Raw genomic sequence first — 25,381 nt, forward strand, 5'->3', positions numbered from 1 at the left:
ACTTAAGGTCGGGCTAACAGATAAAATGCGCGGTACTTACCGCAACAGAACGATTTCCAGCCGGTTGTTGCGTTGCGCCATAGTGTCCTGCAGCACCGGTTCGCGGTCGGCATGGCCTGTGACCCGCTGCACCCGGGGCGCGCTGATCCCGGCATCCTCCAGCAATTCGCGCATCACCGTGGCACGGGCCAGCGATGTGTCCCAAACCGGGCTATGGGCCAACACGATGGGGGCGGCGCTGACGTGTCCGCCAATAGCAATGTCATTGGTGACCGTCCGCGCGGCTGAGGCGATGACGGTCGTCAGATCCAGCAACAGCTGACTGGGTGTCAGCCCATCGGGTTGAAAAAGCGGCCTGTCCTGCAGCTCAAAAAGTTCAATCACCAGGCCTTCGTCCGTCAGCCGCGTGATGACGTGCTGCATCGCGTTTTCCATCACCATGCTTTCGCCGCCTTGCCCGATCAGCTGTTTTTCAAGGGCCGACAACGCCTGTTCAGAGGCCTGCGATGTGCCGCTTTCCCCCCGTGCGGCGCGATCTGCGCTCTCGCGTTCAGAGGTCCCGCCGGTGCCCATCTGGGGCAGCCCCTCTTCGGAAAAGATGCTCTCCCCGCCAAAGGCACCGTCCCCGCCGCCCGACACCCGGTTGATGGGGATGGTCGGGGTAAAGTAATCGGCAATCCCTTTGCGTTGCTGTTCGGTTGTTGCATTCAGCAGCCACATCAACATGAAAAAGGCCATCATCGCAGTTACGAAATCGGCATAGGCGACTTTCCAAGCGCCGCCGTGGTGCCCACCACCCGCAATGATCTTTTTCTTTTTGATGATGACTGGTGCCAGAGCAGTCTCTGCGCCCATCGCGTCCACCTCGTTTCACCCAAAGGCCTGCCTAGCAGAGGGGCTCCTAACGGCAGCTTAATCCGCTTGCGCTGCCGCGCGCTTTGCCGCTTGATGGCGCGGAAAGGACGCCTTTTGTCTCATGCCCTAGAAACTGACAGCCGCTACGCTTGGATCCGTCTTGTGGTGACGATGCTGGTGGCCTTGATTGCCAACGCAGGCATGTGGGCGATTGTGGTGATCCTGCCCGCCGTACAGGCTGAGTTTGGCACCGGCCGTGCTGAGGCATCGCTGCCCTACACGCTGAATATGATCGGTTTTGCGGTCGGCAACTTTGTCATTGGCCGGGCCGTTGACCGGTTTGGCGTGACCCTATCCCTGATCGTTGCCACGCTCACCATCGTCGCGGGGCTGATCCTGGCGATCCTTTCGCACTCCATCGCGGTGCTGTCTTTGGCCCAACTGATCATTGGCTTTGGTGCGGCGGTGGGATTTGGCCCTTTGATTGCGGATATCTCACACTGGTTTGTCCGCCGCCGGGGCATTGCTGTGGCGCTGGTGGCCAGCGGCAACTACCTGTCCGGCGCGATCTGGCCCATCCTGCTGGCCGATATTCTGGAAACCAATGGCTGGCGCGCCGCCTATACGGTCATGGCGGTTGTCACGGCGGTAGGCGTGGTGCCGTTGGCTCTGTTCCTGCGCCGCCAAGTCAGCGAAGAGACTAAGGCATCGGCCCAACAGGTCTCACATATCAACGCCAAATCCTCGGGCCTCAGCCCGCGCGCCCTGGCGTATCTGCTGGGTCTGGCGGGCATCGGTTGCTGCGTGGCGATGTCCATGCCCCAGGTCCATATCGTGGCGCTCTGCGTGGACATGGGCTTTGGCCCCGCGGTCGGGGCAGAAATGCTGGCGCTGATGCTTTTGGGCGGCGTCGGCTCGCGGATTGTCTCGGGCCTTGTGGCCGACAAGTTGGGCGGGGTGCGCACATTGCTGATTGGCTCTGTCCTGCAATGCCTGGCGCTCTTTCTCTATCTGCCAGCAGGCGGGCTGGTCTCACTCTACATCGTCAGCCTTGTCTTTGGCCTGAGCCAAGGCGGCATCGTGCCCAGCTACGCCCTGATCGTCCGCGAATATATGCCAGCAAAAGAGGCCGGCGCCCGTGTCGGATTTGTCCTGATGGCCACCATCATGGGCATGGCGCTGGGCGGCTGGCTCTCTGGTCAGATCTACGACATCACCGGCAGCTACCAATGGGCCTTTATCAACGGCATCCTGTGGAACGGGCTGAACATTGCGATCATGGTCTGGCTTCTGGCGCGCAGCAAACCGCGCCGCACACCAGGTGGCCCGGCTAAGGCAGCTTCGCCCGCCCCTCGGCCAGCTTGATCTGCTTTTGACGCTCGCGAAAGCGGCTCTTGTCCCAGTCTGAGGTCTGATCAAAGCAGTGGTGACAGCTCACCCCATGCTCATATTCCGCGCGCTCCATGTCTTCGGGCAGGATCGGCTGACGGCAGCCATGACACAGCACATGCGGCCCTTCCTCCAACCCGTGCCCCACGCTGACCCGCGCATCAAAAACGAAACACTCCCCGTCCCAGGTGCTTTCTTCCTGCGGCACCTCTTCGAGGTATTTCAAAATACCCCCTTTGAGGTGATAGACATCCTCAACCCCTTGCCCCAGCAAGTAGTTGGTGGATTTCTCACAGCGGATACCGCCGGTGCAGAACATCGCGATCTTCTTGTTGTGAAAGCGGTCTTTGTTGGCCTCCCACCAGGCGGGAAACTCACCAAAGCTCTTGGTCTGCGGGTCAATCGCGCCCTCAAAGGTGCCAATCGCCACCTCATAATCGTTGCGCGTGTCGATCACCGCCACATCCGGGCTTTGAATAAGCGCATTCCAGTCTTCTGGGGCCACGTAATGGCCAACCTTCGCCGCCGGATCGACATCCGGCTGGCCCATGGTCACGATCTCTTTTTTCAGGCGCACCTTCATGCGCGGAAAGGGTGGGGTCTCAGACGTGGCCTCTTTCCACTCCAGATCGGCACAGCCGGGCAGGGTGCGCAGATGCGCCAGCACCGCCTCAATCCCGGCCCTTGGCCCCGCAATCGTGCCGTTCACCCCCTCGCGTGCCAACAGCAGCGTGCCTTTGACCTCAGAAGCCAGGCACAGCGCCAACAGCGCAGGCTTCAGGGCGGCAGGATCTTCAAACCGGGTAAAGTGATAAAGGGCGGCAATGGTATACATGGCCGGGCAAATACGCCTCATAGGGTCTGTTACGCAAGAGGGGAGGGGGTAAAACCAGCGCATAGCCGCCTTGAAAGGAACGCAACATGCAGGCCCTCATCGTCATCGACGTCCAAAATGACTTCTGCCCCGGCGGGGCGCTCGCCGTGCCCGGCGGGGATGAGATTGTGGCGGGCATCAACGCGCTGATGGCCGATGCCGATGCGGTGATCCTGACCCAAGACTGGCACCCGGCGGGCCATTCCTCCTTTGCCTCCTCCCATGACGGTAAGGCAGCTTATGAGGTGATCCAAATGCCCTACGGGCCCCAAGTGCTCTGGCCCGATCACTGCATCCAAGGCAGCCTCGGCGCGCAATTCCATGCCAGTCTGGCCCAAGACCGTGCTGATTTGATCCTCCGCAAAGGCTACAACCCCGCCATCGATAGCTACTCGGCTTTCTTCGAAAACGACCACAAAACCCCCACGGGGTTAGAGGGCTACCTGCGCACCCGCGGCATCCAAAAGCTGACGATGGTCGGCCTGGCGCTGGATTTCTGCGTGAATTTCTCAGCAGTGGATGCCGCTAAGCTGGGCTTTGACGTGACCGTCCGCACGGACCTTTGCCGCGCGATTGACCTCGATGGGTCATTGGCTGCGGCGAAAGAAGGCATGGCAGCGGCAGGCGTCACCTTCACCTAACGCACGTCGGAAAATACGCATTTTCCGCCTCGCATGCTTCAAAGCATGCGCCCCCTGCCCGCAAGTGCTTGTTCCAGCCCCAAACTTGGGTCAAAAAGACATGCCCACAGGAGGACCATACCATGGTCGACATCGCCACCCGCGTCTGGAACCACAAATGGAAGATCGACCCCATCGTGCGGTCGCTCATCGACACGGATTTCTACAAACTCCTGATGTGTCAGTCGATCTTTCGCAACAAACCGGACACTACAGTCACCTTCTCGCTGATCAACCGCTCCAAACATGTGCCGCTGGCTGATCTTATCGATGAAGGTGAGCTGCGCGAACAACTCGATCACATCCGCTCACTCTCGCTCAGCAGGGGCGAATCCACCTGGCTGCGCGGCAACACCTTCTACGGCAAACGCCAGATGTTCCGCTCCGATTTCATGGAATGGTTTGAGGGCCTCAAACTTCCGCCCTACCACCTGGAGCGCAAAGGCGATCAGTACGAGCTTACCTTTGAGGGCAAATGGCACGAGGTCATGCTGTGGGAAATCCCCGCCCTCGCTGTGCTGATGGAACTGCGCGGCCGGTCTGTCCTGAACCGTATGGGCAAGTTTGAACTGCAAGTGCTTTATGCCCGCGCCATGACCCGTGTGTGGGAAAAGATCGAAGCGCTGCGCGACATCCCCAATCTGTCGATCGCGGATTTTGGCACCCGGCGGCGGCACTCCTACCTCTGGCAGGATTGGTGCGTCCAGGCCATGTCCGAAGGGCTGGGGGCCAATTTCACCGGCACCTCCAACTGCAAAATCGCCATGAGCCGTGAGGTCGAGGCCATCGGCACCAACGCCCATGAGTTGCCCATGGTCTATGCCGCGCTGGCGCAAGACGACGCAGCTCTGGCGCAAGCCCCCTATGATGTGCTCTCAGACTGGCACGAAGAACACGATGGCAACCTGCGCATCATTCTGCCCGATACCTACGGCACGCAAGGGTTCCTGGATAACGCACCGGACTGGCTCGCCGGTTGGACCGGCATCCGCATCGACAGCGGTGATCCCGCCACCGCCGCCAACATCGCGCTCAACTGGTGGCGCGACCGGGGCGAGGATCCGACCCAAAAGCGCGTCATCTTCAGCGATGGCCTCGACGTCGATAAAATCCGCGCCCTGCACGCCCAGTTTGCGGATAAGGTCAACGTCTCTTTCGGCTGGGGCACGCTGCTTACCAATGACTTCCGCCATCTGGTGCCGGATGACGCGCTGTCCCCCTTCTCTCTGGTCTGCAAGGCGGTTGAGGCCAATGGCCGCCCCACAGTCAAACTGTCAGACAACCCCAACAAGGCCATGGGCCCGACCTCAGAGATTGACCGCTACAAACGCGTCTTCGGCGTGGGCGCCCAACGCGCCGAAGCCGTGGTGGTCTAGCCCAACCGCACCACCACCCTCACACCCCGACGCCCGGCCTGAACCAAAGCGCACCCCCGCGCTTCATCTTTCCAATACAACTTACTTCCACCCTCACCACCCCCGCACCGGTGGCGTGGGCCCTCACACCCGCTTCATCCGTCGTTCCCGCCAGATGATCACCAGCCCTCCTGCAATGATCAAAAGCGCGCCGGGAAAAAGCTCGGCCCAAGGGGCCTCTCCGAAAAAAGCCAGCCCAGAGCAAAGGCAATCGGGATGCCAAAATAGCTGAACGGGGCCAAATCGCTCTGATCGGCCATGCGGTAGGCTGAAATCAGCAACAACACCGCACAACCCCCAAAGCAGCCCATCGCGGCAATCCACCCCAGATCGCTCCAGGCGCGTAGCGGGGAAAAGCCGTCCACGGCATAGGCCAGCACAAAGGCCCCAATACAAGCGATGCCCGAGGAATAGAGGTTGATCAGCGCCGTGGGCACCGCGTCATCCATCATCCGTGCCGTCACCCCCACCAGCGCATAACAAAACGCCGCCGTCAGCGGCAACAAAGCAGCGGCCGAAAACGTATCGCGCCCGGGCCCCATCACCAGCACCACGCCCACAAAGCCGATCAGCACCGCCCCCCAACGCACCGCTCCCACACGCTCGCCCAGCAGCGGCACAGCCAGCGCCACCAGGAAAAGCGCGTTGGCATAGGTGATGGTTGAGGCTGTCGCAAAACTCATCAGACCCAAAGACATGTAGAAAGTCAGCTGCGCCACCGTCAGGATCAACCCCCGCGATATCGCCAGCCGCCATTGGCGCACCTGCACCTGTCGCCCGTTGCGGTGCCATTCCGCTGACCCCCACAGCACCAAACCGGCAGGCACCAACCCCACAAGGTTGCGATAAGCTGACAGTTCCGCCGCCGAATAGGCGACCGATAGGTGTTTGATAATCAGCGCCATTGCGTCAAACAGGCAGATCGCCAGCAGGGAATAGAGGATCGCGAGGGTGGTGCGGGACATGGGGCTTTAGGCCTTGTGCAAAAGGCAGATTCGCCCAACGTACAGCCCAACCCGACGCATCGCCCGCACTTTATCGTGACTTTTCTGCGCAAAGTGCCCGTTTTGCCTGCGTAACATGTCGTAAATCCGCCTTGTGGTGCAGCAGCCAAAATGCGACATTCTGCCCGTTTGGTGTCCTGCTGTGTTGGCCTGTCCGACAGGGACCTAAGAGGGAATTCAGTAAAGGCAAATTTGCCCCAAGCTGAAGCCGCCCCCGCGACTGTATGCGGTGAGCCTACCCCATCTAGCCACTTGTCCTTGGCAATGCCCCGGGACAGGGAAGGCGGGAATAGGCCATGACCCGTAAGCCAGGAGACCTGCCAAACGCAGTGAAACAGAAATACCGTCGGGTGTGACGGTTAGGAGTACGATATGAAAACACTCTCGCGGATCGGCGTTTCTTTGCGCTGTTGTCTGGCGTTTGGGTGCATCTAAGCGCCTTTGACCGGTGCCACTGCATCGGTTTTCCTCCTCCCAGCAACAGCAAATGGATCTTTCCATGACAGCCACCCTTTACGTCTGCCTGACCTGCCGCGCAGGCCAAGACATCCCCGAAGGCGATGACCGCCCCGGCACCCTGCTGCACCAGGCCATCACGGCCCAGGACGCGCCAGAGGATGTGCAAATCCTCGGCGTCAAATGCCTTTCCGCCTGCTCGCAAGGCCCCGCTGTCGCACTCTCTGAGCCGGGCAAGTGGAGCTATGTCTATGGCCGGATGGAGCTCAGCGACGCGCCAGATATCCTCGCCGGTGCGGCCGCCTATGCTGCCACGCCAGATGGCCTGGTGCCCTGGCGCGAACGCCCCGAACAATTCCGCAAGCGCAGCCTTGCGCGCATCCCCCCTTTCACTCTGCCGCAGGAGGCCGCCGAATGAACGACCTGTCCAAAATCCCCGTCACCGTGATCACCGGTTTTCTGGGCTCTGGTAAAACCACCCTTATCCGCCATCTGATGACAAACGCGGGCGGACGCAAACTTGCTGTGCTCGTCAATGAATTTGGCACTGTCGGCGTGGACGGTGAGATCTTGAAATCCTGCGCGATTGAAGACTGCCCAGAGGAAAACATTGTGGAGCTGGCCAACGGCTGCATCTGCTGCACCGTGGCTGATGATTTTATCCCCACGATTGAGGCATTGATGGAACTGCCGACCAAGCCTGATCACATCCTGATCGAAACCTCAGGCCTGGCGCTGCCGAAACCTTTGCTCAAGGCCTTTGACTGGCCCGCCATCCGCTCCAAGATCACTGTGGACGGTGTGATCGCCCTGGCCGATGCCGAAGCGGTGGCCGATGGCCGCTTTGCCGCTGATGAACATGCGGTGCAGGAACAGCGTCTGGCGGATGAAAGCCTGGATCACGAAACGCCCCTGGCTGAGGTCTTTGAGGATCAAATCTCTTGCGCGGACATCATCCTGATGTCCAAAGCCGATCTGGCCGGTGATGCCGGTCTGGGCAAGGCCCGCCAGATCATCGAAGAGGAAAGCCCCCGCAAGGTGCCGATCCTGTCGATGAGCGAAGGCATCATTGACCCCAACGTGGTCCTGGGCCTGAACGCCAAGGCCGAAGACGATCTTGCCGCGCGCCCGTCGCACCACGATGGCCACCACGATCATGAACATGACGACTTTGAAACCATCGTCGTGCCTATGCCCGAAATGGATGATCCCGCCACCCTGGTGGCCGCCATCGAAAAGCTGGCCAAGGAACAGCACATCCTGCGGGTCAAAGGCTATGTCGCCATCACCGGCAAACCCATGCGCTTGCTGGTCCAGGCTGTGGGGGCCCGTGTGCGCCATCAATACGACCGCCCCTGGGGCGCAGATGCACGCCAAGGCCATCTGGTGGTGATTGCAGAGCATGATCACATCAACCCAGGTGCCATCCGCGCGGTTCTGGGCGCGTAGCCATGCACGTCGTCTTTCGCGACAGCCACGGGTTAGAGGATACCGAAACCCCCTATGATCCCGGGCAAACGCCCGCGGATCTGGTGGTGCTTTCGTTCTCCGACAGTGACCTGGGCGCTTTCGCGAAAGGCTGGCATCGGGGCGGCGGGCCCGAGGGCAAGCTGCCCACCTTGCGCCTGTGCAACCTCACCGCGCTGCGCCACCCGGCCAGCGTGGACAACTACGTCGAACAAACGCTGACCGGGGCCAAGGGCATCCTGATCCGCCTCATCGGCGGTGAAAACTATTGGCCCTACGGCATCATGCAGGTGCAGGATTTCGCCCGGCGGCATGACATCGCCCTGGCCGTCCTGCCCGCAGACGGGCGCGAAGACCCGGCATTGGACGCGCATTCCACGCTGCCTGTCTCAACCCTGCGCCGCCTGTCACACCTGTGCGATACCGGCGGCGCGGTTGCCGCGCAGGCGGCTCTGGCACAGCTTGCGCTGGCCGCTGGTTTCTACGCCGGGCCGGTGACCGGAACCAAAACCGTGCCCACCGCAGGCTATTACGCCCCGGACGCAGGCATCGTCACCCGCTGCCCCTTTGATCACACCGCCCCCGAAGGTGCACCGCTGATCGCGGTCACCTTCTACCGCAGCTACCTCACCGCCGCTGATACCGCCCCCATCGACGCGCTCATGCGCGAGATTGCCGCGCGGGGGTTCACGCCGCTTGGCCTCTTCGTGCCCTCGCTGAAATCTGAACCCGCCCGGGCGTTCCCGGCGCAGACCTTTGCCGCGCATCCGCCTGCCGCGATCATCAACGCCACCGCCTTTTCGGGCCGTGGGGGCGATAACACCTCGCCCCTTGATGCCCCGGGTGCGCCTGTCTTTCAGGTGGCCCTCTCCACCGCGCGCAAGAAAGACTGGGCCGAAAGCGAACGTGGCCTGTCGCCCGCCGATCTGGCCATGCATGTGGTGCTGCCAGAGGTGGATGGCCGCCTCTTCACCGGCGTCGTCAGCTTCAAGGCCCCCGAAAAACAAGATCCGCACCTCCAGTTCTCCCGCTTTTCCCACCGCGCCAATGCCGACCGGATCACGGCGGTGGTGGACCGCGTCGCAGGCTGGCTGCGTCTGGCCCAGACCGAAACGGCAAAGCGCAAGCTGGCCCTTGTCCTGTCCACCTATCCGGGTCGCGAGGATCAGATCGCCCATGCCGTGGGCCTGGATGCGCTGGCCTCGACCGAGGATATGCTGCTGAGCCTCGCACAGGCAGGCTACAGCACCACACCGCAGATCGGCTTTGGCAAGAGCCTGCCGCAAAGTACCATCGCCTGGTCCCTGGCTGAGTATGAGACAGCGCTGCAAACCTTGCCCGAGGCGCTGCGCCAAGACCTGCACACCGCCTGGGGTGATCCCACCACTGACCCGCTTTTTGCCAACGGCGCGTTCCACTTTCCGGCGCAATCCTGCGGCAACGCGCTGGTGGCCTTGCAGCCGGAACGCGGGGCCATCGCCCAACGCGATACCGATTACCACGACCTCGCGCGCGTGCCACGCCATTCCTACGTGGCCTTCTATCTGTGGCTCCGCGCACAGGGCATGCACGCGCTGGTACACATCGGCGCCCATGGCACGCTTGAATGGCTGCCGGGCAAGGCGGTTGCCCTTTCGGACACCTGCTGGCCAGAGGCGCTAACCGGCGATCTGCCGGTGATCTATCCGTTTATCGTGAATGACCCCGGCGAAGCCGCCCAGGCCAAACGCCGCATTGGCGCGCTGACGCTGGGCCACTTGCCGCCGCCGATGAAGGACAGTGCAACGCCCGACGCGCTGTTGCATCTGGAACGGCTGCTGGATGAATACTCCACCGCCGACGGGCTGGACCCCGCGCGCCGCGACCGGCTGGTCGACACCATCCGCGCCGAGGCACAGGCCGCAGGCGTGGAGGAGGATCTGGGCCTCACCCCCGACGCCTGCATGGCAGAGGCGATCACCCGCATTGACCGCTTTGTCTGCGACATCAAAGAAAGCCAATATGGCGACGGGTTGCATATCTTTGGTGCGGGGCAGGGCGAAACCGACGGTCTTTTGAACGCGCTCGCTGGCAAACGGATTGAGGCAGGCCCCTCCGGCTCCCCCTACCGGGGCCGGTCCGATGTGCTGCCCACCGGGCGGAACCTTTTTGCCGTGGACCCGCGCAGCGTGCCGACCCGTGCGGCCCACGCCCAAGGCGTCAAAATCGCTGAAGAACTGATCCGCCGCCATCTGCAAGACGAAGGTGACTACCCACGCGGCTTGGTGGTGGACCTCTGGGGGTCCGCCACCATGCGCACGGCGGGCGAGGAGGTTGCCATGGCCCTGCATCTGGCGGGGCTGGCACCCAAATGGGACGACGGCTCCGAACGGGTCAGCGGGTTTGAGATTTTGCCGCTGACGCTGCTCAATCGCCCACGCATCGACGTGACCTTGCGTATCTCGGGCCTTTTCCGTGATGTCTTTCCCGGCCTCAGCCAGCTTTTTGAGGCCGGCGCCCCGGCCCTGGCCGAGCGGGAAGAAGCGCCTGACATGAACCCCTACTGTGTCAAAACCCCGCGTGTCTTTGGCCCCAAGCCGGGGCTTTACGGCATGAACATGGAAGCGGCGATGCTGGATTACTCCGCCGAAGGGCGCGCGGCGGCGGGTGAGGCCTGGCTCAGCGCGTCGGAATGGGCCATCGACGCAGCAGGCGAGGCGACCCAGAACCGCGCCGCCCTTGAGGCGCGGCTCAGCCAGGCGGACAGCTTCGCCCATATCCAGGACCTGACAGAAAGCGACGTGCTTCTGGCCTCAGATTACGCCAGCCACGAAGGCGGCTTCGCGGCGGCAATGGCGCATCTGGGGGCGGCCAAGCCCAGCATGTATCACGTGGACACCACCAAGCTTGGCACGCCCCGCGCCCGCACCATGGCCGAGGAGATCGCCCGCGTGGTCCGCGCCCGCGCGGCCAACCCTGACTGGGCCAGCGGCATGATGCGCCATGCGTTCCGCGGTGCGGCTGAGATTGCCGCCACGCTCGACAACCTTGCCGCCTTTGCGCACCTAACGCGTGAGGTGCCTGGGCATCTTTTTGACCTCTATTATGACGCCACGCTGGGCCGCGCTGATCTGGTGGCGTTTATGGCAGAGGAAAACCCAAAGGCGCTGGAAGAGATGCGCAGCCGCTTTGCTGCCCTGCGCGCCGCAGGCCTTTGGGTCACGCGCCGCAACTCGATCTCTGCGCAGCTGGATGCAGCTGAATGACCGCGCCTTTGGTCAAAGGCTACTGCCCCGGCGCGCTACACCCGATGATGTCCGGCGACGGGCTGGTGGTGCGCATCCGCCCCTTCAACGGCACGCTGAGTGCGGCACAGATCACCGGCATCGCGGCCCTCTCGGCGCGTTTCGGCAATGGTATCCTCGATCTGTCGAGCCGCGCCAACGTCCAGCTGCGCGGCGTGTCGCCTGAGGGTCACGCGCCCCTCATCGAAGGGCTGCGCGCGCTGGATCTGATTGACGCCAGCACGGCCATCGAAAGCCGCCGCAACATCCTCGTTACCCCCTTCCGCGATCCGCTGGCAGAGACGCTCAGCACCCGCCTGACCGCCGTGCTCAGCCAGCCAGACGCGCCTGCGCTGCCGCATAAGTTTGGCTTTGCCATCGACACCGGTGCCACCCCCGTTCTGCAAACCGCCTCTGCTGACATCCGGCTTGAGCGGGCGGCAGACGGCACCCTGTTGCTGGCGGCTGAGGGCCTGCAACAGGCGAAACCTATCCATCCCGATGAGAGCATCGAAGAGGCCATCGCTCTGGCCCATTGGTTCATGGCCCACCGCCAGGATGAAACCCGCCTGGCCAAGCTTTCTACCCTCAGCGATCTGTCAGGCTTCACCACACCCCGCCAAACCCAAAGCTATGCGCCCCAGCCCGGTGCGACAGAGCGCGGCATGCTTATCGGCTGCGCTTTTGGGCAACTCACCTCAGATACCTTTGCCGCCCTTGCCCCGCTGGCCCCGCTGCATGTCACGCCTTGGCGTATGGTCTTGACCCAGGCCGCCCAGCCTCTGCCGCAAACTGAGGGGTTGATCACTGATCCCGCCAACCCGCTTTTGCGCATCACCGCCTGCACCGGCGCGCCCGCCTGCGACCAGGCCCAGGGCGACACGCGCCAAACCGCCCGCGCCCTCGCGCCTCATCTGCAACCAACCCAAACCCTGCATATCTCAGGCTGTGCCAAAGGCTGCGCGCATCCCAAACCTGCGCCTGTGACACTCATCGCCACAGCGCACGGTTTTGATCTTGTCAAACAGGGCCGCGCGGGCGACACCCCAGCGGCCACTGCGCTCAGCACAACCGAACTTCTCAAGGCTCTTTGAATGCCCCATAGCTACATCACAGACGGCGCGGAAATTTACCGCCAGTCCTTTGCCACCATCCGGTCAGAGGCCAATCTGGCCCGCTTCACCCCCGAAGAGGAAATCGTGACCGTCCGCATGATCCATGCCGCGGGCATGGTCGGGCTGGAAGAGCATGTGCAATTCTCAGACGGTATGGCCATCGCCGCCCGTGCGGCGCTGGAGGCAGGCGCGCCCATCCTTTGTGATGCCTATATGGTCAGCGAAGGCATCACCCGCAAACGTCTGCCCGCCGACAATGAGGTGATCTGCACTCTGCGCGACCCAAAGGTGCCGGGCATGGCCAAGGATATGGCCAATACCCGCTCTGCCGCAGCACTTGAGCTGTGGCGTCCGCATCTCGCCGGCGCGGTGGTAGCGATCGGCAATGCGCCCACAGCGCTTTTCCACCTGCTCAACATGTTGGAAGACCCCGACTGCCCGCGCCCTGCTGCCATCATCGGCTGCCCCGTGGGGTTCATTGGGGCGGCGGAGTCCAAAGAGGCGCTGATGCAGGATCTGCCGGTGCCTTCCATGATCGTCCAGGGCCGCCTGGGCGGGTCCGCCATCACCGTCGCCGCCGTGAACGCGCTGGCCAGCCGAGTGGAGTAAAGACATGGGCAAAATCATCTGTGCGGGCCTCGGCCCCGGCGATCCGGAATTGATGAGCGTCAAGGCCGACCGCGCCATCCGCGGGGCCAAACATCTGGCGTTTTTCCGCAAAAAAGGCCGCGCCGGACAGGCCCGCACCATCGTCAAAGACATGCTGCGCGCGGATGTCACCGAATACCCGATGGAATATCCCGTCACCACCGAACTGCGTTTTGACAGCGAAGAATACCGCCAGCTGATGGTCGATTTCTACGCCGAATGGTCAGCGCGGCTTGAGGCGCTGGCCAAGGATCACGATGTCGTCGTCCTTTGCGAAGGTGATCCGCTTTTCTATGGCTCTTTCATGCATCTGCACACCCGCCTTCAGGGTCGTGCCGAGGTTGAGGTCATCCCCGCCACCCCCGGCATGGTCGGCTGTTGGAATGCGATCGACACGCCTTTTACCTGGGGCGACGATGTAATGACCGTGCTGATGGGCACCCTGCCAGAGGCGGATTTGGTCACCCACATGAAAGCTGCTGACGCGTTGGTGGTGATGAAGACGGGCCGTAACCTACCCACCGTAAAACGCGCGCTGGCCGCTGCGGGGCGGCTGGATGACGCGTGGTTGGTGGAAAAAGGCACCATGCCGGGCGAACGCATCGCCAAGCTGGCTGAGGTGGCCGAGGATGATTGCCCCTATTTCGCTATCGTATTGGTACACGGCCAAGGCCGCCGCCCGGAAGCGGCTGAATGACCGGCTGGGTCGCCATCGCGGGCCTTGGCCCCGGCGATGACGCCTTGGTCACGCCCGAGGTATCCGCCGCTCTGGCAGAGGCCACGGATATCATCGGCTACATCCCTTATGTCGCCCGCGTGGCCGAACGGCCCGGCCTCACCCTGCATCCCACGGACAACCGGGTCGAGCTGGACCGCGCGTTGCATGCGCTGCAACTGGCCAGCGACGGGGCGCGGGTGGTTGTTGTCTCCTCTGGCGATCCGGGCGTTTTTGCCATGGCTTCTGCTGTGTTCGAGGCTGTTGAGGCGCATCCTGACTACACCGCAACAGACATCCGCGTCCTGCCCGGCATCACCGCGATGCTGGCCGCTGCCGCCGCCGCAGGCGCGCCCCTGGGGCATGATTTCTGCGCGATCAATCTTAGCGATAATCTCAAGCCGTGGGATCTGATCGAACACCGCCTGCGCATGGCCGCGCGGGGGGATTTTGCGATGGCCTTTTATAACCCCCGCTCCAAATCCCGCCCCGAAGGCTTTGAAAAAACCCTCCAGATCCTGCGCGAAGAATGCGAACCTGAACGGCTGATTACCTTCGCGCGCGCCGTCACCAAACCCGATCAACATCTCAGCACTGTTCCCCTGTCTCAGGCGACGCCTGAGATGGCGGATATGCAAACCGTGGTGATTGTCGGCAACAGCGCCACGCGCCGCGTGGGGCGCTATGTTTATACGCCCAGGTCGGCCTCATGACCCAGCCAGCGCAGCGCCTCTGCCGCGTCGCGCAAGACGCAGGTGCCGGGCACCTCTGGCCGGGCGGCCATCAGCACGGGCAGGCCCAGGGCGCGTGCCGCCTCCAACTTGGCGCGGGCACCCGCGCCGCCGCTGTTCTTGGCCACCACATGGGTGATGCCATGATCCACCATCAAGGCGCGATCCCCGGCCACATCAAAAGGGCCACGGGCCAAGACCACACGGGTATCCGGCAACGGCAAAGGGGCATCGGGCGGATCCACCAGGCGCAGCAGATAGTGGTGCTGGGGCTTGGCCGCAAACAGACCGATGTGCTGTTTGCCGATGGCCAGAAACACCCGCGCCGGGGCGCTTGGCAGGGCGGCGGGGATGTCCTCCAGCGCTGCGAACTCTTGCCAGTTGTCACCCGCGCCGGGCGTCCAGGCGGGCCGCTCCAACCGGCTGAGCGGCAGGTCGCAGGCGGTGCAGGCGTCAAAGGCATTCCGGCTCATCCCGGCGGCAAAGGGATGGGTGGCGTCGATCACATGGCTGATCCGCTCGGCCTTCAGATAGGCCACCAAACCCGCCACCCCGCCAAAGCCGCCGACCCGCGTGGGCAAGGGTTGCGCCACTGGCGCTGCGGTGCGCCCGGCATAGGAAAACACCGCCTCGATCCCGGCCCCGGCCAAGGCTTCGGCCAGGCGGCTGGCTTCCGTGGTGCCTCCAAGCAGAAGGACGCGCATCATGGGTGATCCTTGGCTGACGATCATTGGGATGGCCGACGATAGCGCGGCGGCACTTGCCCCTGCAAGCCGCCAAGCGCTGGAGGAGGCCGTGACCATCATCGGCGGTCCCCGTCATCTCGCGTTGGTCGGGGCAGGGGACAAAGGCCAGCCTTGGCCGGTGCCCTTTTCGACCCAAGCTGTGCTGGCAGCCAAAGGCAGGCCCACCGTTGTGCTCGCCTCCGGCGATCCATTTTGGTTCGGCGCAGGCGGCAGCCTGACCGCTGATCTGGAGCCCAGCGATTGGACGGTGCACCCCGCGCCCTCTACCTTCTCCCTTGTGGCGGGGGCTTTGGGCTGGCGGATGGAGGAGATTACCTGCCACGGCCTGCACGCCGCCCCGTTTGAAAACCTCCGCCGCGCGCTGTCCCCGCGGGGGCGTCTGATTTGCCTGGTCCGCGACGGCACCGCGCCTGCCGTGCTGGCGGACTACCTCACCACCCAAGGTGCAGGGGCCGCCCAGTTGCACATCTGCGAACGCATGGGCGGGCCGCATCAACGCCTGCGCCACACCACAGCGGCCCAGTTCGACATCACCGACATCGCAGCCCCCGTGGCTGTGGCCGTCGAGCTGCCCGCAGATGTCGGCCTCTCGCGCGCCTCCGGCCTGCCAGATGACGCCTTTACCCACGACGGCCAGATCACCAAACGCCCGGTGCGCGCGCTGACGCTTTCTGCGCTGGCGCCGCGTCCCGGCGAAAGCCTGTGGGACATCGGCGCGGGCTCCGGCTCCATCGCGGTGGAATGGTGCCTGGCGGGGGGTACTGCGACCGCGTTTGAGTTGAAACCCGCGCGTGCTGCCAACATTGCCCAGAACATCGCGGATTTCGGCATCAGCCACCGCATGGCCGTCATCGAAGGCCCGTCAACCCAGACCATCACCGATCAAACACCCCCCGATGCCGTCTTCATCGGCGGCGGCGGCACGCTCGCGCTTTTCGCGCAGCTCTTTGAGATTTTGCCAAGCGGCACCCGCCTTGTCGCCAACGGCGTGACGCTTGAAACGGAGATGCTGTTGGCGCAGCTGCACGCGGATCATGGCGGCACCCTCTTGCGCATCGAACTGGCCGAGGCGCAGCCTCTGGGCCGCTTGCGCGGCTGGCAGCCCGCACGCCCCATCGTGCAATGGGCGGTGACGCTGTGAGGGTCGTGGGCCTCGGATTTCGGGCAGCAGCAGAGCTGAGCAGCCTGCAAGACGCTCTGGCCCAAGCGCTGGCCAACGCGGGCCAACCCAAGATCGACGCCCTGGTCACAGAGGCCGCCAAATCCCGCGAGGCTGTGTTCAAGGACTGCGCCCAAACGCTGGGCTTGCCGGGGCTGGGTATCGCCCAGACCGACCTGGCGCAGATGATTACACCCACCCAATCCGCGCGCATTCAGGACCAATTCGGCACCGGATCCCTGGCCGAGGCCGCAGCCCTGGCTGCCGCCGGTCCCTCCGCCCGCCTTATTGCCGTGCGCGTTGTCTCAAGCGATGGTAAAGCCACCGCTGCCATTGCGGAAAGTTAAGGAATCACGCCATGACCGTCCATTTCATCGGCGCAGGCCCCGGTGCCCCGGATCTGATCACCCTGCGGGGGCGCGACCTGATCGCGGCCTGCCCGGTCTGCCTTTATGCCGGATCACTGGTGCCTGAGGCGCTGCTGTCGCATTGCCCCGAAGGGGCCAAGATCGTGAACACCGCGCGCATGTCTCTGGATGAGATCATGGCAGAGATCACCGCCGCCCATGCCGCAGGCCAGGACATCGCGCGTCTGCATTCAGGCGACCTGTCCGTCTGGTCCGCGATGGGCGAACAGCTGCGCCGCCTGCGTGCGCTGGACATCCCCTATGACGTCACGCCCGGCGTGCCCTCTTTCGCCGCTGCGGCCGCGACGTTGAACGCGGAACTGACGCTGCCGGGCGTGGCCCAATCTGTTGTGCTGACCCGCACCTCGGGCCGCGCCACCGCGATGCCCGAGGGTGAGGCGCTGGAGAATTTCGCCAAGACCGGCGCGACCCTGGCCATTCACTTGTCTGTGCACATCCTTGATAAGGTCGTCACCGATCTGACGCCGCACTACGGGCCGGATTGCCCGGTGGCCTTGGTCTGGCGCGCCAGCTGGCCGGATGAACGTGTGGTCAAGGCAACGCTCGCCACCCTGCAAACCGCCATCGGCGCTGAGATGGAGCGCACGGCGCTCATTCTGGTGGGTCATGCCATCGGGTCTGAGGATTTTGGCGAAAGCAGGCTCTATGCCGGAGACTATGACCGCCGCTTCCGCCCCGTGGGCACCGCGCCCCGCTTTCCGGAGACCGCAGAATGATCCCCCCCGGTTTGATGATCTCTGCGCCCTCATCGGGCACGGGCAAAACCACATTGATGTTGGGGCTTTTGGCGGCCTACCGCGCGCAGGGCGTGCAGGTGCAGCCGTTCAAAAGCGGGCCGGATTACATTGACCCGGCGTTTCACACGGCAGCCTCTGGGCGGGCGTCATTTAACGTCGACAGTTGGTCGATGGACCTGCCTGCGATCCACGGTCTGATCGGCAATGCTGAGGGCGCGGATCTGATCTTGGCCGAAGGCTCTATGGGCCTTTTTGATGGGGTCGCGCTTCCCGGTGCCTGTGGCAACGGGGCCAGCGCGGATATCGCGGCGCATATGGGTTGGCCCGTGGTGCTGGTGCTGGATGTGAGCGGTGCCGCCCAATCGGTGGCCGCCACCGCGCTGGGGTTCAAGATGATGCGCCCGGACGTGAAGCTGGCGGGTGTGGTGCTGAACCGCGTCGCCTCTCCCCGGCATGAAACCTTGGTGCGCGTCGGCATGGAGGCTGCGGGCGTCACGGTGTTGGGCGCGCTGCCCCGCCGCAAAGAGATTGAGCTGCCCGAACGCCACCTGGGGCTGGTGCAAGCGGGTGAGCAAGAAAACCTACCCGAGATCTTGGCCGAAGCCGCCGCCTTTGTGGGGGCCCATGTTGATCTGAACGCGCTGCGCGAGGCGGCAGCCGGTGTGATGCAGGCGGCCCCGCCTCCGGCGAAAGTTGTCCCCCCGGGGATGCGCATCGCCTTGGCCAAAGACGACGCCTTTGCTTTCGTCTATCCGCATCTGATCGCCGGATGGCGCGCTGCCGGGGCTGAGGTTTTGCCCTTTTCGCCGCTGGCGGATCAAGCGCCTGATCCCAGCGCTGATGTCTGCTGGCTGCCCGGCGGCTACCCTGAGCTGCACGCGGGCGTTCTGGCCCAGTGCTGAGACCTTTCGCACAGGCATCCAAAGCTTTGCCCAGACCAAACCGGTGCATGGCGAATGCGGGGGCTATATGGCGATGGGCGCGGCCCTCGTTGACAAGGAAGGCACGCGCCACCAGATGGCCGGCCTGCTGAACCTGGTGACCTCTTTTGAGAAACGCAAATTCCACCTGGGCTACCGCAAGGCCACGCTGAACGCCGGGGTGCCGGGCCATGGCCCTCAGACGCGGTTGCGCGGGCATGAGTTCCACTATGCCACCATCCTCGAAGAGCCGGACGCGCCCCTGGCCAAGATCACCGACAGCAACGACATCGACGTGGCCGAAACCGGATCTGTGCGCGACTTTAACGGCGGGGGCCGGGCCACAGGCACCTTCTTTCATCTGATTTCGGAGCAGGCATGAGCGGCTTTGTCTCTTTCGTCTCTTCTGGTCCGGGCGATCCGGAATTGCTGACGGTTAAGGCCGTGGACCGGCTGCAAAAAGCCGAGGTTGTGCTGTTTGATGATCTCAGCGCGGGCCCCATTCTGGAGCACGCAGGGCCGGAGGCCGATCTGATTGGTGTGGGCAAACGCGCCGGGCGCGCCTCTCCCAAACAGCACCATGTCTCACAGGTCTTGGTGGATCATGCGGTGGCGGGGATGCGCGTTGTGCGTCTCAAGTCAGGCGACAGCGGCATGTTCGGACGGCTTGAGGAAGAGATTGTCGCGCTGCAGGCCGCAGGCATCCCGTTTGAGATCATTCCCGGCGTCACCTCAGCCTCTGCCGCGGCGGCGACGGCGGGCATCCCGCTGACCCGCAGGCTGACCGCGCGGCGGGTGCAGTTCATCACCGGGGCGGATGTGACCGGTGATCTGCCCGCCGATGTGAACATGGCCGCGCTGGCCGATCCGATGGCCACCACAGTGGTCTATATGGGCAAGCGCACCTTTCCCGGCCTGGTGCAGCGGTTGATCGAACATGGCCTGCCCGGCGACACGCCCGCGATGCTGGCCGAAGCCGTCTCAACCCCCGCCGAAAAGGTGACGCGCCATACCATCGCCACCCTGGCCGCGCATCTGGAGACAACCACCAGCACCACGCCCGCGTTGATCTTTTACGGCCCGCTGGCAGAGCTTGACGGATGAAAGCGCTGACGCTGATTGGGATCGGGACGGGCAACCCCGATCATCTGACCTTGCAGGCGATCAAGGCGATCAACGCCCAAGATCTGATCCTAATCCCCCGCAAGGGGGCGGGCAAAGCCGATCTGGCAGAGCTGCGGCGCGCCATCTGTGACGATGTGCTGACCAACGCGGCCACGCAGATCATCGAATTTGACTTGCCCGTGCGCGACGAGGCGACCACCGATTACCGCCAGCGTGTGGACGATTGGCACGACGCGATTGCACTGGCCTGGCAAGAGGCGATGGCGCAGGTGCCGGGGGCCGAGGCGGTGGCGCTGTTGGTCTGGGGTGATCCGTCGCTTTATGACAGCACACTTAGGATCGCCGCGCGGCTGAACCCGCAGCCGCAGATGCAGGTGATCCCCGGCATCACATCGCTGCAGGCCCTCACCGCCGCCCATGCCATCCCGATCAATGAGATTGGCGCGCCCTTTACGGTGACGACAGGACGCCAACTGCGCGACGCAGGCTGGCCCGAGGGGGTGGAGACGATTGCCGTCATGCTGGATGGTGCGTGTGCGTTCCAGACCTTGCCGCAGGATCAGTTCCACATATGGTGGGGCGGTTATGTCGGCATGAAAGAGCAGATCATCTGTGAAGGCCCGCTGGCCGAGGTGAGCGCCCAGATCATTGAGATGCGCGCCCAGGCGCGGGCTGATCATGGCTGGATCATGGACATTTATGTGTTGCGCAAGCTGGGGTGAGCCCTTGTCCCCGCGGGGACAGAGTGGGGTTCTGATTTGGAATCAGGCCTTTAGGGGTGTGGTTAACACTTAAGTAGGAATTACAGGCGCTTACTGCAAAACGCATTGCATCCGGTGCAGCTGTCGTATCGCAGAACCCCTTTGAAATCATCCATGCGAGTCAGCGCGCGCGCGTTAGGTTTGTGCATTTCCGTTTAGTCCCCTGGGTCCACCTTGCCGCGAAGCGATTTCACCTCACCGCGCACTTTCTTGGCCTTCAACCGCCGTTTTTTTGAGCCCAGCGTGGGCCGCGTGGCGATGCGGCGTTTTGGTGGCGTCAGCGCCTTTTTGATCAGCTCCACCAGCCTTTCGCGAGCGATGTCGCGGTTGCGGGCCTGGCTGCGGGTTTCATCACACTGGATGATCAGCGCGCCTTCGTTGGTCCAGCGCCGTCCGGCCAGCCGTTTCAGTCGGGATTTGACGGGGCCGGGCAGGGAAGGCGATGTCGCGGCCTCAAACCTAAGTTCAACCGCTGTGGCAACCTTGTTCACGTTCTGCCCACCGGGACCAGAGGCGCGGACGAACTGTTCGGTCAGTTCCCAATCCTGAATTTGAATGTTGTCTGAGACATGCAGCATGGGGGCGTTTTCTCATACCTCAGAGGAAGACGCAAAATACGAAAAGGGCCGCCCCAAGGTTGGGCGGCCCAATCGAATGGTTGTAGGAGGGGGTCGGTTAGACCGAAGCCCACTCAGGAGTTAACCCGTCAAGGGCTGCCTTAACGGATATCCTCCCAAGCTGTTCCGACACCTCGCTCCAGTACCTTTCTCGACACTAGATCACCTCCTTTTCATTTGTTGAACTCACCCTCAGGGTTGCACAGCTTTTGGCAACCGCAAAGAACTTTTTTCGGTGGTGCCGCAAAATGTTGTTTTGCCGCACCTTCGGTTCACTAGAAGTAGGTGGTGTGTCTTTTTGTTAGGCGGCGGGTTGCGCCGCCTAACACTGACGATGATTTACGCGGTCAGCCGTGCGGTGATCACCCGGAACGGGATCAGCGCAATCAGGGCAATCGACAGTTTGACCGCCCAGTCTGCCACGGCCAGCGACACCCAAAGCGGGGCCACAGGACCGCTGCCCAACAATGGCACCGCCTCTGCCGCCCAGGACACATCGGTGGCCGGGTGGATAAAGCTAAGCGCGCCAGAGAACGCGATGGAGAAGAAGAGTGCCGTATCCAGCGTGGAGCCGATCAGCGTGCTGACCAAAGGCGCACGCCACCATGCGCCGTTTTTCAACGCGGCAAAGACGGAGACGTCGATCAGCTGGGCCACCAAGAACGCCACACCAGAGCCAACCGCGATGCGCAGGGTGACCAGTGGGCCAAACTCCCCCATGATCTGGGTGCCAATCAGCGAACAGATCAGCCCCACAACAAAGCCTACCAGCACCACCCGGCGCGCAGCAGAGGTGCCGTAGACCCGGTTCATGATGTCAGTGACCAAAAAGGCCAGCGGATAGGTAAAGGCGCCGTATGTCAGCCAATTGCCATAGAGAAACTGAACCAGGATGTTTGAGGCCACGACGATGGCGGCCATGGCAATAATGCCGGGAAGGTATGTGCGTGTCATATGTGAACCGTTTTGTACAAGGGTGCGGCGACTTGGCCTGCGGGCATCGCAGACCGCGCGGCTATAGGCCCTTGGCGCGCGCGGCGCAAGTCATTCGTTCACGATGAATTCGACGATCTGCGTCTTTTGGACGGGCAAAAAGTTGTCGTCAGAGACAAGCGTCAGGCGGGTTCTGCTCTGGCTGTCGGTCCAGGTGGACAGGCCTTCGAGGTTGTCAAAAAAGCCCGGTGCGGTGGTTAGCAGTGTCCGTTCTGTCGGCGGGGTGGTGGAGACATCGATTTGCCGGATGCGGCTGCGAAACCCCAAAAGGCTGGTGCCGCGCTCCAACAGGTACAGCTGCCCTCGCGCGTCGAAATCCGCCCCCACCGGCGAAAAGATCGGATCGCGGGGGATCTGGCCCAGGATCAGCCAGCGGTCGTAATCAAGCACGTAAAGCGGGATTGCGGCGTTGTCGTCCTCAGCGTCTTCGGACAGCATGAAAAGCCTGCCGTCCGGGTGAATGGCAAGCGCCTCAAGGCCGGCGTTGTTGGGAAAGCGGTCAAAGGCTTCGGCACCGGGCAAGGGGTCTGTCAGCTGCGTGATCGGATCCAGATGGGCAAGCCTGTGCTGCTGTTCGAAGGTGACAAACGCCTCGCCCGTTGTGTGCACGGCCAACCCTTCGGCGTCGCGCATCTTGCCCCGCAGCGGGTTGCCGTTGCTGTGCTTGAGCGGCAAGTACGACCGCAGGCCAAGCCCTGTGAGGTGATCCGCCTGGCGTATCAGGTCCACCACGATGAGCGTCCCCTTATCCGTCACGATCAACGCCTGACTGCCGTCTGGCAACACCTCAATACCCGACAGGCCCCCAAACCACGGAGCGGTGTGGTCCCATTCAAGATTGGCATCCAGCGTCAGAAAGGGTTGCGCCTGCGCCGGGGCCGCCAGCCAAAGGGCGGCCGCGACAAGCGTTCGGATCAGAGGTTTCAGTTTTCCAGCACCGCTTTGCATTGAATGGGCAGATCGGCCAGCAGGACCTCACGCCGTGGTTTGGGCTTGGGCGCATTGGGGTCCGGGGGCGGCGGGTTCAGGATGTTGCGCTGCCATTCGCGCGCATCTGCGCAGCCGTCGCCAGGGGGCGGCGGATCTTGCTCAGTGCAGGTGGCATCGCCCGCAGGGCAGGCAAGCCGGATATGGAAGTGATAGTGGTGGCCGTACCAGGGGCGGATTTTACGCAACCAGCGCCGGTCGCCTTTTTCGTCGTTGCACATCTGAACCTTGGCCCCGGGGAACACCAGAATACGCGTGGTGCGTGGGTCTTTGGCCGCCGCTTTCAGGATCTCATGATGGCCCTTTGTCCAGGCATCGTTCACATAGGCCCCTTTGGCCCGCCGGGTGGAGATGGACGACAGTTTTTCGCGTTCCGAACGGGACAAGTTCAACCGCTTGGGCGGCAACATCCAGACGTCAGCATCCAATCCGCTTTGATGGCTCACATGGCCGGACACAGGCCCACCGCGCGGCTGGCTGAGATCGCCAATATAAAGCCCCTCCCAACCGGGCTGCGCAGCAGCAACAGCAGAGAGCTTTTTGAGAAAATCAATCGTCTGCGGATGCGACCAGTTGCGGTTGCGTGACAGGCGCATGGCCTGCCAGGTTGGCCCTGTTTCCGGCAGTTCAACACCGCCTGCCAGACAGCCTTTGGAATGCCCGCCGATGGGCTTTGGCGCCTGCGCAGAGGGCAGCGGTTTGGCGGCAAAGAAGGCGCGCGCAGGCGAATTGCTTTGCGCCCCGCCCGAGGTGCCGATGGTGGGCAAAACAATCCGCTCACCGCTGATATCGCGGCCCCCTGTGCTACAAGACGCAAGGGCAACGGTCAGGGCCGCGCAGGCCAACAGGCGGGTAAGGATCATGACACGACATCTCCGTCTTTGTTGACCCATGCTAACAGGATCAACCCGGCCAGGAACAGGAAAATCACCGGCGAAATGCCGATGCGCGCGCTTTCACTCACCGTGGTGACAACGCCGATCAAAAGCGGGGCCAAAAAGGCGGTGGCGCGTCCCGACAGGCCATAAAGGCCGAAGTATTCGGTCGCACTTTCTTCTTCGCAATGGCGCACCATCAGTGACCGGCTGGCAGATTGCAGCACACCGCCCATACCGCCGATCAGCACACCGCAGATCATAAAGATCATATCCGGCAGGCCCGAGCCTGGAGGCAGCGCGCGTCCGAAAAGCGCGGTGGGTGTGAGATTGACGATGGTCAGGCAAACGCCCATCAGCACAAAGATCGTCAGGATGATCACAGGTTTCGGCCCAAAGCGCCGGTCGGCAAAGCCCCCCAGATAGCTAAAGACCGCCGCCCCGATGGCGGCGACCACACCAAAGGCACCGATCTGCGCGACCTCCCAATTCAGTACCAGCGCGGCATAGACCCCGCCAAAGGCGTAAAGCCCGTTCAACGCATCGCGGTAAAGCATGGACGAGACCAGATAGAAACCAAGGCTTTTGCGGTGCACCAACCCTTTGATGGAGGCGATCACACTGCCAACGGCGGCACCAAAGCTGGCCTTTCGGTGATCTGTGCGCACCTCGCGGACCCAAAGGAAATAGGGGATCATAAAGACCGCAAACCAAAGGGCGGCGATAGGCCCGGTCAGCCGGGTGCCTTCGCGCGCGGCGGGATCCATGCCAAAGGCGGGATCAAACCCCAAGATGGTCTGGCCGTTGGGTTGTTCCACCACAAAGCCCAGCACCAGGATAAGGGCTGCGACACCGCCAAGATAGCCAAAGGCAAAGCCTGAGCCTGAGATTTTGCCGATCTCTTCTTTTGTACCAAGCCCGGGCAGTTGGGCATTGATAAAGATCAGCGCATATTCCGCCCCGATAAAGCCCAGCCCAAAGGCCGCCAGCATCCAATACAGGTTGCTGGCATCTGGATCGGTAAACCACAGCAAAGATGCGCCGATCACATACATCAGGCTAAAGGCCGCAATCCACGGCATCTTGCGCCCTGAGCTGTCTGCCATGGCCCCAAATATCGGCGCCGCCAGCGCAATGGTTAGCCCGTAAATCGCCGTGCTCCAGGCCCAGGTGGCTTGCGCGCGCGCATCAGCGGCCCCTTCGTCCAGGCCCAGCCCCAGGAAATAGGTCGCCGCAATGGCAGCAAAGAAGGGACCAAAAATAAAGGTGTTCAGGACCGTGTGATAGGGCTGGCTGGCCCAATCAAAGAAATACCATCCCCAAATGCGCTTGCGCGGTGAGATCCCACTCATCCTCAGCCCCCCTTGTTGGGCTAACGTAGAACAGGGCTTGGCCCTTGCCGCAAGAGACTTCGCCCGCAC

The 25,381-nt window shown here is 62.9% G+C and carries 24 protein-coding genes, 1 pseudogene and 1 riboswitch; of the genes and pseudogenes, 16 read left to right on the forward strand and 9 right to left on the reverse strand.

Annotation, left to right across the window (positions count from 1 at the left end; genetic code table 11):
• Window positions 1-36: 36 nt before the first annotated feature.
• Window positions 37-855 (reverse strand): OmpA/MotB family protein, encoded by an 819-nt coding sequence (locus ACZ1HM_RS02010; protein ID WP_472740970.1) that lies wholly within the window; start codon window positions 853-855, stop codon window positions 37-39.
• A 114-nt stretch (window positions 856-969) separates the two neighbouring features.
• On the opposite strand from ACZ1HM_RS02010, the gene ACZ1HM_RS02015 reads away from it, so the two are divergent.
• Window positions 970-2,220: an MFS transporter gene (locus ACZ1HM_RS02015; RefSeq protein WP_472740971.1), complete on the forward strand. Its 1,251-nt coding sequence runs from the start codon at window positions 970-972 to the stop codon at window positions 2,218-2,220.
• On the opposite strand, the gene trhO is transcribed toward ACZ1HM_RS02015, so the two are convergent.
• Window positions 2,186-3,079: an oxygen-dependent tRNA uridine(34) hydroxylase TrhO gene (gene trhO, locus ACZ1HM_RS02020; RefSeq protein ID WP_472744545.1), complete on the reverse strand. Its 894-nt coding sequence runs from the start codon at window positions 3,077-3,079 to the stop codon at window positions 2,186-2,188. The genes ACZ1HM_RS02015 and trhO overlap by 35 nt on opposite strands.
• An 86-nt stretch (window positions 3,080-3,165) precedes the next feature.
• Here trhO and pncA point away from each other — a divergent pair, with 86 nt between their 5' ends.
• A complete protein-coding gene (pncA, locus tag ACZ1HM_RS02025; RefSeq protein WP_472740972.1) occupies window positions 3,166-3,759 on the forward strand; it encodes a bifunctional nicotinamidase/pyrazinamidase in 594 nt (197 codons plus the stop codon).
• A gap of 122 nt (window positions 3,760-3,881) precedes the next feature.
• Window positions 3,882-5,174: a nicotinate phosphoribosyltransferase gene (gene pncB / locus ACZ1HM_RS02030; protein WP_472740973.1), complete on the forward strand. Its 1,293-nt coding sequence runs from the start codon at window positions 3,882-3,884 to the stop codon at window positions 5,172-5,174.
• Between the two features lie 179 nt (window positions 5,175-5,353).
• Here pncB and ACZ1HM_RS02035 read toward each other — a convergent pair whose 3' ends face one another.
• Window positions 5,354-6,178, reverse strand: coding sequence for a DMT family transporter (locus ACZ1HM_RS02035; RefSeq protein WP_472740974.1), 825 nt, complete (start codon window positions 6,176-6,178; stop codon window positions 5,354-5,356).
• 152 nt (window positions 6,179-6,330) lie between these two features.
• Window positions 6,331-6,556, forward strand: a riboswitch (cobalamin riboswitch).
• 160 nt (window positions 6,557-6,716) lie between these two features.
• Here ACZ1HM_RS02035 and ACZ1HM_RS02040 point away from each other — a divergent pair.
• Genes ACZ1HM_RS02040 through cobJ form a run of 7 tightly spaced genes read left to right on the forward strand, consistent with a single transcriptional unit; the run spans window position 6,717 to window position 14,594 of the window.
• Window positions 6,717-7,091, forward strand: a complete 375-nt coding sequence (locus ACZ1HM_RS02040; RefSeq protein WP_472740975.1) for a DUF1636 family protein — start codon at window positions 6,717-6,719, stop codon at window positions 7,089-7,091.
• Window positions 7,088-8,122: a cobalamin biosynthesis protein CobW gene (gene cobW, locus ACZ1HM_RS02045; RefSeq protein ID WP_472740976.1), complete on the forward strand. Its 1,035-nt coding sequence runs from the start codon at window positions 7,088-7,090 to the stop codon at window positions 8,120-8,122. The genes ACZ1HM_RS02040 and cobW overlap by 4 nt, the downstream gene beginning before the upstream one ends.
• Before the next feature lie 2 nt (window positions 8,123-8,124).
• Complete coding sequence (cobN, locus tag ACZ1HM_RS02050; RefSeq protein WP_472740977.1) at window positions 8,125-11,385, forward strand: cobaltochelatase subunit CobN; 3,261 nt, start codon at window positions 8,125-8,127, stop codon at window positions 11,383-11,385.
• Window positions 11,382-12,497: a precorrin-3B synthase gene (cobG, locus tag ACZ1HM_RS02055; protein ID WP_472740978.1), complete on the forward strand. Its 1,116-nt coding sequence runs from the start codon at window positions 11,382-11,384 to the stop codon at window positions 12,495-12,497. The genes cobN and cobG overlap by 4 nt, the downstream gene beginning before the upstream one ends.
• A complete protein-coding gene (locus tag ACZ1HM_RS02060) occupies window positions 12,498-13,127 on the forward strand; it encodes a precorrin-8X methylmutase (protein WP_472740979.1) in 630 nt (209 codons plus the stop codon). It abuts the gene before it with no gap.
• 4 nt (window positions 13,128-13,131) lie between these two features.
• Window positions 13,132-13,863, forward strand: a complete 732-nt coding sequence (cobI, locus tag ACZ1HM_RS02065; RefSeq protein WP_472740980.1) for a precorrin-2 C(20)-methyltransferase — start codon at window positions 13,132-13,134, stop codon at window positions 13,861-13,863.
• Window positions 13,860-14,594, forward strand: coding sequence for a precorrin-3B C(17)-methyltransferase (gene cobJ, locus ACZ1HM_RS02070; protein ID WP_472740981.1), 735 nt, complete (start codon window positions 13,860-13,862; stop codon window positions 14,592-14,594). Before cobI ends, cobJ begins: the two co-directional genes overlap by 4 nt.
• On the opposite strand, the gene ACZ1HM_RS02075 is transcribed toward cobJ, so the two are convergent.
• Window positions 14,570-15,316: a cobalt-precorrin-6A reductase gene (locus ACZ1HM_RS02075; RefSeq protein WP_472744546.1), complete on the reverse strand. Its 747-nt coding sequence runs from the start codon at window positions 15,314-15,316 to the stop codon at window positions 14,570-14,572. The two genes, cobJ and ACZ1HM_RS02075, sit on opposite strands and share 25 nt — an antisense overlap.
• A 1-nt stretch (window position 15,317) precedes the next feature.
• Between ACZ1HM_RS02075 and cbiE the strand changes: the two genes are divergently transcribed.
• The 6 genes and pseudogenes from cbiE to cobF all read left to right on the forward strand — a co-directional run bounded on the left by cbiE (window position 15,318) and on the right by cobF (window position 20,449).
• A complete protein-coding gene (gene cbiE, locus ACZ1HM_RS02080) occupies window positions 15,318-16,499 on the forward strand; it encodes a precorrin-6y C5,15-methyltransferase (decarboxylating) subunit CbiE (RefSeq protein WP_472740982.1) in 1,182 nt (393 codons plus the stop codon).
• A gap of 5 nt (window positions 16,500-16,504) precedes the next feature.
• Window positions 16,505-16,864 (forward strand): cobalamin biosynthesis protein, encoded by a 360-nt coding sequence (locus ACZ1HM_RS02085; protein ID WP_472740983.1) that lies wholly within the window; start codon window positions 16,505-16,507, stop codon window positions 16,862-16,864.
• Window positions 16,865-16,875: 11 nt separating this feature from the next.
• The gene (gene cobM, locus ACZ1HM_RS02090; protein WP_472740984.1) at window positions 16,876-17,661 is read left to right on the forward strand and encodes a precorrin-4 C(11)-methyltransferase; all 786 of its coding nucleotides are present in this window, start codon (window positions 16,876-16,878) and stop codon (window positions 17,659-17,661) included.
• Window positions 17,658-18,984: pseudogene (locus ACZ1HM_RS02095) on the forward strand (cobyrinate a,c-diamide synthase). The gene cobM and the pseudogene ACZ1HM_RS02095 overlap by 4 nt, the downstream one beginning before the upstream one ends.
• Complete coding sequence (gene cobA, locus ACZ1HM_RS02100) at window positions 18,981-19,706, forward strand: uroporphyrinogen-III C-methyltransferase (RefSeq protein WP_472740985.1); 726 nt, start codon at window positions 18,981-18,983, stop codon at window positions 19,704-19,706. The pseudogene ACZ1HM_RS02095 and the gene cobA overlap by 4 nt, the downstream one beginning before the upstream one ends.
• A complete protein-coding gene (cobF, locus tag ACZ1HM_RS02105; protein ID WP_472740986.1) occupies window positions 19,703-20,449 on the forward strand; it encodes a precorrin-6A synthase (deacetylating) in 747 nt (248 codons plus the stop codon). Before cobA ends, cobF begins: the two co-directional genes overlap by 4 nt.
• Before the next feature lie 194 nt (window positions 20,450-20,643).
• Here the strand turns inward: cobF and arfB are convergent, their stop codons facing one another.
• From arfB to ACZ1HM_RS02130, 5 genes are all read right to left on the reverse strand, one after another.
• Window positions 20,644-21,066 carry an alternative ribosome rescue aminoacyl-tRNA hydrolase ArfB gene (gene arfB, locus ACZ1HM_RS02110; RefSeq protein WP_472740987.1) on the reverse strand — a complete coding sequence of 141 codons (423 nt, stop codon included), beginning with the start codon at window positions 21,064-21,066 and terminating at the stop codon, window positions 20,644-20,646.
• A gap of 378 nt (window positions 21,067-21,444) precedes the next feature.
• Window positions 21,445-22,059, reverse strand: coding sequence for a queuosine precursor transporter (locus ACZ1HM_RS02115; RefSeq protein WP_472740988.1), 615 nt, complete (start codon window positions 22,057-22,059; stop codon window positions 21,445-21,447).
• A 90-nt stretch (window positions 22,060-22,149) separates the two neighbouring features.
• Complete coding sequence (locus ACZ1HM_RS02120) at window positions 22,150-23,046, reverse strand: esterase-like activity of phytase family protein (RefSeq protein ID WP_472740989.1); 897 nt, start codon at window positions 23,044-23,046, stop codon at window positions 22,150-22,152.
• Window positions 23,022-23,948: a penicillin-insensitive murein endopeptidase gene (gene mepA, locus ACZ1HM_RS02125; protein ID WP_472740990.1), complete on the reverse strand. Its 927-nt coding sequence runs from the start codon at window positions 23,946-23,948 to the stop codon at window positions 23,022-23,024. Before mepA ends, ACZ1HM_RS02120 begins: the two co-directional genes overlap by 25 nt.
• On the reverse strand, window positions 23,945-25,312 hold the full coding sequence (locus tag ACZ1HM_RS02130; protein ID WP_472740991.1) for an MFS transporter: 1,368 nt from the start codon (window positions 25,310-25,312) through the stop codon (window positions 23,945-23,947). Before ACZ1HM_RS02130 ends, mepA begins: the two co-directional genes overlap by 4 nt.
• Between the last annotated feature and the right edge of the window lie 69 nt (window positions 25,313-25,381).

The sequence above is a fragment of the Sulfitobacter sp. GN1-4 genome, from assembly GCF_055693825.1.

Bases quoted from the DNA above. Each gene is read 5' to 3' on its own strand.
- ACZ1HM_RS02010 (WP_472740970.1), bottom strand. From the start codon at position 855: ATGGGCGCAGAGACTGCTCTGGCACCAGTCATCATCAAAAAGAAAAAG.
- trhO (WP_472744545.1), bottom strand. From the start codon at position 3,079: ATGTATACCATTGCCGCCCTTTATCACTTTACCCGGTTTGAAGATCCT.
- pncA (WP_472740972.1), top strand. From the start codon at position 3,166: ATGCAGGCCCTCATCGTCATCGACGTCCAAAATGACTTCTGCCCCGGC.
- pncB (WP_472740973.1), top strand. From the start codon at position 3,882: ATGGTCGACATCGCCACCCGCGTCTGGAACCACAAATGGAAGATCGAC.
- ACZ1HM_RS02035 (WP_472740974.1), bottom strand. From the start codon at position 6,178: ATGTCCCGCACCACCCTCGCGATCCTCTATTCCCTGCTGGCGATCTGC.
- ACZ1HM_RS02040 (WP_472740975.1), top strand. From the start codon at position 6,717: ATGACAGCCACCCTTTACGTCTGCCTGACCTGCCGCGCAGGCCAAGAC.
- cobW (WP_472740976.1), top strand. From the start codon at position 7,088: ATGAACGACCTGTCCAAAATCCCCGTCACCGTGATCACCGGTTTTCTG.
- cobN (WP_472740977.1), top strand. From the start codon at position 8,125: ATGCACGTCGTCTTTCGCGACAGCCACGGGTTAGAGGATACCGAAACC.
- cobG (WP_472740978.1), top strand. From the start codon at position 11,382: ATGACCGCGCCTTTGGTCAAAGGCTACTGCCCCGGCGCGCTACACCCG.
- ACZ1HM_RS02060 (WP_472740979.1), top strand. From the start codon at position 12,498: ATGCCCCATAGCTACATCACAGACGGCGCGGAAATTTACCGCCAGTCC.
- cobI (WP_472740980.1), top strand. From the start codon at position 13,132: ATGGGCAAAATCATCTGTGCGGGCCTCGGCCCCGGCGATCCGGAATTG.
- cobJ (WP_472740981.1), top strand. From the start codon at position 13,860: ATGACCGGCTGGGTCGCCATCGCGGGCCTTGGCCCCGGCGATGACGCC.
- ACZ1HM_RS02075 (WP_472744546.1), bottom strand. From the start codon at position 15,316: ATGCGCGTCCTTCTGCTTGGAGGCACCACGGAAGCCAGCCGCCTGGCC.
- cbiE (WP_472740982.1), top strand. From the start codon at position 15,318: ATGGGTGATCCTTGGCTGACGATCATTGGGATGGCCGACGATAGCGCG.
- cobM (WP_472740984.1), top strand. From the start codon at position 16,876: ATGACCGTCCATTTCATCGGCGCAGGCCCCGGTGCCCCGGATCTGATC.
- cobA (WP_472740985.1), top strand. From the start codon at position 18,981: ATGAGCGGCTTTGTCTCTTTCGTCTCTTCTGGTCCGGGCGATCCGGAA.
- cobF (WP_472740986.1), top strand. From the start codon at position 19,703: ATGAAAGCGCTGACGCTGATTGGGATCGGGACGGGCAACCCCGATCAT.
- arfB (WP_472740987.1), bottom strand. From the start codon at position 21,066: ATGCTGCATGTCTCAGACAACATTCAAATTCAGGATTGGGAACTGACC.
- ACZ1HM_RS02115 (WP_472740988.1), bottom strand. From the start codon at position 22,059: ATGACACGCACATACCTTCCCGGCATTATTGCCATGGCCGCCATCGTC.
- ACZ1HM_RS02120 (WP_472740989.1), bottom strand. From the start codon at position 23,046: ATGCAAAGCGGTGCTGGAAAACTGAAACCTCTGATCCGAACGCTTGTC.
- mepA (WP_472740990.1), bottom strand. From the start codon at position 23,948: ATGATCCTTACCCGCCTGTTGGCCTGCGCGGCCCTGACCGTTGCCCTT.
- ACZ1HM_RS02130 (WP_472740991.1), bottom strand. From the start codon at position 25,312: ATGAGTGGGATCTCACCGCGCAAGCGCATTTGGGGATGGTATTTCTTT.